This window comes from Parafrankia sp. EUN1f, assembly GCF_000177675.1.
In the GTDB taxonomy this organism is placed as follows: Bacteria; Actinomycetota; Actinomycetes; order Frankiales; family Frankiaceae; genus Parafrankia.
In genome coordinates this window covers 24,772-30,771 of record NZ_ADGX01000102.1, presented here as the reverse complement: position 1 = coordinate 30,771, position 6,000 = coordinate 24,772, and the positions used below count along the sequence as shown (strand labels likewise).

Sequence of the window (6,000 nt, the reverse complement as noted above, 5' to 3'; positions counted from 1 at the left end):
ATCCACGGGTCGTTGCCGACCAGCAGCTCCTTGCGGGTCGCGTGCGCTGTGACGCCACACGGCCGGGTGTGCGGAACCGCCATCGGGATCGCGTTGAGCCCGACCGACATCTGGACCCCGAGATCCTTCATGATCGCCCGAACGGCGCTGGTGAACCGCTTCCAGTGCAGGTCGGGCTCCGGACCGGAGAGCAGCAGGAAGGGCGTGCCCGCCTCGTCGTGCAGCAGCTCGATGGCCAGCACCGGATCCTCGTAGCTCTCCCAGTGGTCCTCGTAGAAGACCATCGGTGGCCGCCGCGGGCAGCTCGCAGTGCGTCGCCCCGGCGGGGCTCGGGTAGAAGGCGTTGACCGCCCCGTCGTGGATCACGAAGAACGCCAGCCCCACCGGAATCCCCGCCGCGGCCAGCAGCCGCGGGCCGGCAGCGAAACCGGGGGCGAAGCGGTATCGGGTCGGTATCGCGCGGTAGCGCCCGCCGCCGGCTCCGGTGGGGGTGAACAGCAGCCGGCAGCCGGGGCAGGCGCACAGGATGGACCTGGTGGCCAGGTCCGCGACGTGACCGTGACCGTGCTCGTCGGCGACCGCCTCACCGCAGAACTCGCACCGGGTCATGGCACGGCCCGGGTTTGCGACGAGGAAGCGGCGCAGGGTGGGGGCCGTCATGGCGTGCTCGCCCGGTCAGCCGTGCCCGCCGCGCTCACGCCGACGACGGGCAGCAGGGGACGTCCGGCGGCGAGGTCGCCGGCGAGGTGCTGCCCCTCGACGGTGACGCCGACCTCGGGTGCGAGCGCCGCGACGGCGCGTTCGACGGCGGCGATCACCGCGGGGCTGGTCGGCTGCCCGTCGGCCTGGACCGTGACCACCCGGTCGTCGGCCGGGCCGGTGACCGCCAGCACGGGGGTCCGGTCGCCCAGCTGCGCCCGGATCTGGTCGAACGCCTGCTCGACCCGGTCGCGGGTGCTGACGGGATGCAGTCCGTGCATTGCCAGCATGGGGCCCAGGTGCGGGTCCGCCGCGAGCCGTCGGACGGTGTCCGCGTCGGCGATCCGGGTGACGCGGGCGAGGCCGGCACCGTAGAACTCCATCAGTGCTCTGACGATCTCTTCCGCGAGCACCCGCGTCCGGCTGTCGCCAAGCTGCTCCATCCTGGCGAGCAGACCGTCGACGCGGGCCGCGGTGTCACGCGGGTCCGTGCTGTCGCGCGGGTCCGCGGTGGTCACTGTCGCTGTCGCTGTCATCGCGCGCTCATCCGGCCGGGGTGAAGGCGTGCGGGGTGTGCAGCACCTCCAGGGTTCGCCCGGTGCCGGTGTGCATGTGCACGCCGCACGGCAGGCACGGGTCGAAGCTGCGGACCGTGCGCATGATGTCGATCCCCTTGAACGACTCCGGCGGGTTGTTCTCGAAGATCGGCGTGTTCTGCACCGCGTCCTCGTACGGGCCGGGGGTGCCGAACACGTCGCGCACGCTGGCGTTCCACGGCGTCGGCGGGTACGGGTGGTAGTTCGCGATGCGCCCGTCCCGGATGACCATGTGATGGGAGAGCACCCCGCGCACCGCCTCGGTGAAACCGCAGCTCACGGCGTCCTGCGGGACGTCGAACGGCTCCCAGGTCCGGGTGTGGCCCGCGCGGACCTCGGCGAGGGCCTGCTCGACGAAGTAGACCGCGCAGGCCGCCGCGTAGGCCTGGAAGTAGGTGCGTGCCCTGTTGCGCTCCAGGGCGTTGCTCCACCGGGGGATCAGCCACTCGAAGGTCCGCTCACCGACCGTCGCCGACTTCGGCAGGGTGATCTGGACGCTGCTCCCGGTGGCCCGTACGTAGCCGATGTCGACCAGCCCGGACAGCGCCGTGCTCCACAGCCGGGCGATCGGCCCGCCGCCGGTGTCGAGGGGGAGGTGGTCCGTCCCGTCGAACCAGCGCGGGGACATGACCCACGAGTACTTGTCGTCGAAGTCGCGCCGGCCCGGATGGGGGATGGTGTGCTGGTTCCAGGGGTGGTGGCGGTCGACCGGGTTTCCCAGCGGGTCGTTGGTGACGAACATCGGCTTGTCGGCCCAGTCGTCGTAGTACGAGCTGCCCAGCAGGATGCGGATGCCGAGGTTGATGTCGACCAGATCATTGGTGACCAGTCGGCCGTCGATGATCACGCCCGGGGTGACGAACATGTGCCGGCCCCAGTCGGCCATGTTCCGGTAGGTGAAATCACAGTGCGCCGGGTCGTTGAACGAACCCCAGCAGCCGAGCAGCACGCGCCGCCGACCGACCTCCTCGTAGCCCGGCAGGGCCTCGTAGAAGAAGTCGAACAGGTCGTCGTGCATGGGGACGACGCGCTTGAGGAACTCGATATAGCGCATCAGTCGGGTGAGATAGTCGGTGAACAGCTGCACGGACGCGACGGTGCCCACCCCGCCCGGGTAGAGCGTGGACGGATGGACGTGGCGCCCCTCCATCAGACAGAACATCTCCCGGGTGACCCGGCTCATCGCCAGGGCCTCGCGGTAGAACTCTCCCTCGATGGGGTTGAGTGCGTGCATGATGTCGCCGATGGTGCGGTACCCGTGTTGGTCCGCGTTGGGCGACTCGGTGCGCCGGGCCAGCTCCAGCACCTCGGGATTCGTCTCGCCGACCATCTTCTCGCAGTAGTCCACACCGACCAGGTTCTCCTGGTAGATGTTGTGGTCGAACATGTACTCGGCGGCCTCGCCGAGATTGATGATCCATTCCCCGAGGTGCGGCGGCTTCACCCCGTAGGCCATGTTCTGCGCGTAGACGGAACAGGTGGCGTGGTTGTCACCGCAGATCCCGCAGATCCGGCTGGTGATGAAATGCGCGTCCCGTGGGTCCTTGTCCTTCATGAAGATGCTGTAGCCGCGGAAGATCGATGACGTGCTGTGGCATTCCACGACCCGCCGGGCCGGCCAGTCGATCTTCGTGTAGACGCCGAGGCTCCCCACGATTCGGGTGATCGGGTCCCATGACATCTCCAGCAGATGGGGGCCGGCGCCTCGGGCTTCGGTTTCCCTTTGCTCCGAGGTGGTTGTCATTGCAGCACCTTCTCCCGCGAGTCCTCGGCGTGCTGGGGCGCGTGGCCATCCCGGCGCCTCCAGTGCGGTTCGATGTCGGCCTTGCGCGCCGTGATGGCGCGGAGCCTGCGGATGACCGCGCCGTACACGCTGCTGGCCGCTGCCGACACATGGGCGCCGGGCGGTTCGTCCATGAACGGCATGAAGCGGTCCGGGAAACCGGGCATGGTGCACGCGATGCAGATGCCGCCGACGTTCGGGCAGCCGCCGACGCCGTTGATCCAGCCCCGCTTCGGGACGTTGCACTTCACCACCGGCCCCCAGCAGCCGAGCTTCACCAGGCACTGCGGGGTTCCGTATTCGGTGGTGAACTGGCCCTCCTCGTAGTAGCCGGCGCGGTCACACCCCTGGTGCACGGTCGCCTCGAACAGCCAGCGTGGCCGCAGCTGCTCGTCCAGCGGAATCATCGGGGCCTGGCCGCTGGCCTGGTACAGCAGATAGGTGATCGTCTCCGAGAGGTTGTCCGGCTGAACCGGGCAGCCCGGCACGCACACGATCGGAATCTGGGCCTTCGATTTCCAGTCCCAGCCCAGGTAGTCCGGGACCCCCATCGCCCCGGTCGGATTTCCCGCCATGGCGTGGATGCCGCCGTAGGTCGCACAGGTTCCCGCCGCCAGTACGGCGAGCGCCTTGGGAGCCAGCCGGTCGAGCCAGGTACTGGTGGGCATTGGCTGGTGGGTCTGTGGATCGTTACCGAAACCGCTCCAGTAACCCTCACCGGTGATGAGGTCCTCGTTCGGTATGGATCCCTCGACCACCAGAACGAACGGGTCCAGCTCGCCGTGATCGGCCTTGCGGAACCATTCGATGAAGGTGTCGGCGCCCTGCTCGGGGCCGGATTCGAAGTCGATGAGCGGCCAGTGCACGCTGACCTTCGGCAGACCCGGCAGGGCGCCGAGCACGATGTCCTCGATGCTCGGCTGCGTCGCCGCGGTGAGCGAGACGGAGTCCCCGTCGCAGCTCAGACCGGCGTTGATCCAGAGTATGTGGATCGGTTCCTCGACTGTGGACACGACTCTTCCACCCCTTCCGTCGTCGACCGATCACTGATCACTCAGACGACGGCGATCGCCTCCCCGGCGTGCACCAGGACGGTGTCGCCCGCCTGCGCCTCGACCAGCGCGATGCTGATCTCCTCCACCCCGGCCGATGCCCTCGCGACGGCCAGCCCGCCCTCCTCCAGACGGACGATCTCCATCTCGATCGCGTCGTCCGAACAGGTGATGCAGTGGCCCGCCTCGCCGGTGAGATCGCCGGCGGGGTGGCAGGGCGGAGCGCTTGGGCCAGCTATTTCGGCATGGTCCTTGCGGTGCGTGTTCACGGCCTAACGGTACGTCTGTGATGTGAGTGGCACCACCCGACACGTGACGACCTGGGCGATGGCGGGACGGGTAGCGCCGTGGTGAGCATGACTACGACGACCGGGCCTGATGTCCGCCCGGCGCGCCCTACGCTCGGAGACATGGCCTTCGCCTCCTTGCGGGATCTCGTCGCGGCCGGCGGCGTCGCCGTGCTCACCGGCGCGGGGATCTCGACGGGTTCCGGCATCCCGGACTACCGCGGCCCGAACGGATCGCTGCGCCGGCACACCCCGATGACCTACCAGCAGTTCACCGGGGACGCCGAGTCCCGGCGCCGGTACTGGGCCCGCAGCCACGTCGGCTGGCGGCATGTCGCGCTGGCCCGTCCCAACCCGGGCCACCACGCCGTCGCGGCGCTGGAGGCGGCTGGGCTGGTGGACGGCGTCATCACCCAGAACGTCGACGGCCTGCACAGCGCCGCCGGCTCGCGACGGGTGATCGACCTGCACGGCAGCCTGGCGCGGGTCCGCTGCCGCGGCTGCGGGGTCCTCAGCGACCGGGCCGACCTCGACCGCCGGCTACGGCTGAGTAACCCCGGTTTCGACACCAGGGCCGTCGAAGGCCCACCGCTGGGCGCCGAGGTCAACCCGGACGGCGACGCCACGCTCGCCGAGGCCGAGATCGACGGTTTCGCCGTGGTCGGCTGCGTCGACTGCGACGGTGACCTCGAGCCCGACGTCGTGTTCTTCGGCGCGACCGTCCCGCCGGCCCGGCTCACCGCGGCCGTCGACCTGCTCGCGCGGTCCCGCGCGCTGCTGGTGCTCGGATCCTCGCTGGCGGTCATGTCGGGCTACCGGTTCGTGCTGCGGGCGGGGGAGCTGGGCATCCCGGTCGGGATCGTGAACCAGGGGCCCACCCGCGGCGACGCCCGGGCGGCCTTCACGCTGGACGCGCAGCTCAGCACGGTCCTGCCGCGGCTGGCCACCGAGCTCGCCGGCGCGGCGGCGCGATGACCCCCGCCGGTGATCTCACCGTGCGTGTCGCCGGCAGGCAGGACGCGGCCGCGCTGGTCGAGCTGATCGAGTCCGCCTACCGCGGCGAGGGCAGCCGGGTCGGCTGGACCACCGAGGCCGACCTGCTCGACGGCCAGCGCACGGATCTGGAGATGGTTCTGGCGGCGATCGCGCGGCCGGATCTGCGGCTGCTGGCCGCGGTCGACCCGACGGGCGCCATCGTCGCCTGCTGCGAGCTGGAACGCCGACCCGACGGTGCGTACTTCGGGATGTTCGCCGTGCGCCCGGATCTGCAGGGCAGGGGCGTCGGTGACCGGCTGCTCGCCACCGCCGAGGAGTTCGCGCGCCGGCAGTGGCACGCGGCCCGGATGGAGATGCTCGTGATCTCGCTGCGGGACGAGCTGATTGCCTGGTACGAGCGGCGTGGCTATCGGCGCACCTCCCGCCGCGAGCCGTTCCCCTACGGGGACGAGCGGTTCGGCCTGCCACGCCGGACGGATCTCGTCTTCGTCGTCCTCGACAAGGATCTAGCACCCGGCGCCTGAGCTGGCATGGGCCCGGCGTGCCGGCGGCGGTGCTGCCGGCGACGGTGCTACGGGCGGCGGCGA

Annotated in this window: 6 protein-coding genes and 2 pseudogenes; 2 read left to right on the top strand and 6 right to left on the bottom strand. The window is 70.2% G+C overall.

From position 1 onward, the window contains the following. From FREUN1FDRAFT_RS25840 to FREUN1FDRAFT_RS25820, 6 genes and pseudogenes are all read right to left on the bottom strand, one after another. Positions 1-296 (bottom strand): annotated as a pseudogene (locus tag FREUN1FDRAFT_RS25840) (PAC2 family protein); the annotation flags it as partial. A 40-nt stretch (positions 297-336) separates the two neighbouring features. Beyond that, positions 337-609: pseudogene (locus FREUN1FDRAFT_RS46750) on the bottom strand (DUF5947 family protein); the annotation flags it as partial. Between the two features lie 47 nt (positions 610-656). Beyond that, positions 657-1,235, bottom strand: a complete 579-nt coding sequence (locus FREUN1FDRAFT_RS25835) for a hypothetical protein (RefSeq protein WP_006538168.1) — start codon at positions 1,233-1,235, stop codon at positions 657-659. A 7-nt stretch (positions 1,236-1,242) separates the two neighbouring features. Further along, the gene (locus FREUN1FDRAFT_RS25830; RefSeq protein WP_006543203.1) at positions 1,243-3,039 is read right to left on the bottom strand and encodes a nickel-dependent hydrogenase large subunit; all 1,797 of its coding nucleotides are present in this window, start codon (positions 3,037-3,039) and stop codon (positions 1,243-1,245) included. After that, entirely contained in the window at positions 3,036-4,091 is a 1,056-nt protein-coding gene (locus FREUN1FDRAFT_RS25825) for a hydrogenase expression protein HypE (RefSeq protein WP_006543202.1), read from the bottom strand. Before FREUN1FDRAFT_RS25825 ends, FREUN1FDRAFT_RS25830 begins: the two co-directional genes overlap by 4 nt. A 41-nt stretch (positions 4,092-4,132) precedes the next feature. Then, the gene (locus FREUN1FDRAFT_RS25820; protein WP_006543201.1) at positions 4,133-4,399 is read right to left on the bottom strand and encodes a HypC/HybG/HupF family hydrogenase formation chaperone; all 267 of its coding nucleotides are present in this window, start codon (positions 4,397-4,399) and stop codon (positions 4,133-4,135) included. Between the two features lie 141 nt (positions 4,400-4,540). Here FREUN1FDRAFT_RS25820 and FREUN1FDRAFT_RS25815 point away from each other — a divergent pair, with 141 nt between their 5' ends. Both FREUN1FDRAFT_RS25815 and FREUN1FDRAFT_RS25810 read left to right on the top strand, forming a co-directional pair. Next, entirely contained in the window at positions 4,541-5,392 is an 852-nt protein-coding gene (locus tag FREUN1FDRAFT_RS25815) for a Sir2 family NAD-dependent protein deacetylase (protein ID WP_006543200.1), read from the top strand. Further along, complete coding sequence (locus FREUN1FDRAFT_RS25810; RefSeq protein WP_006543199.1) at positions 5,389-5,937, top strand: GNAT family N-acetyltransferase; 549 nt, start codon at positions 5,389-5,391, stop codon at positions 5,935-5,937. Before FREUN1FDRAFT_RS25815 ends, FREUN1FDRAFT_RS25810 begins: the two co-directional genes overlap by 4 nt. The last annotated feature ends 63 nt before the right edge of the window (positions 5,938-6,000 follow it).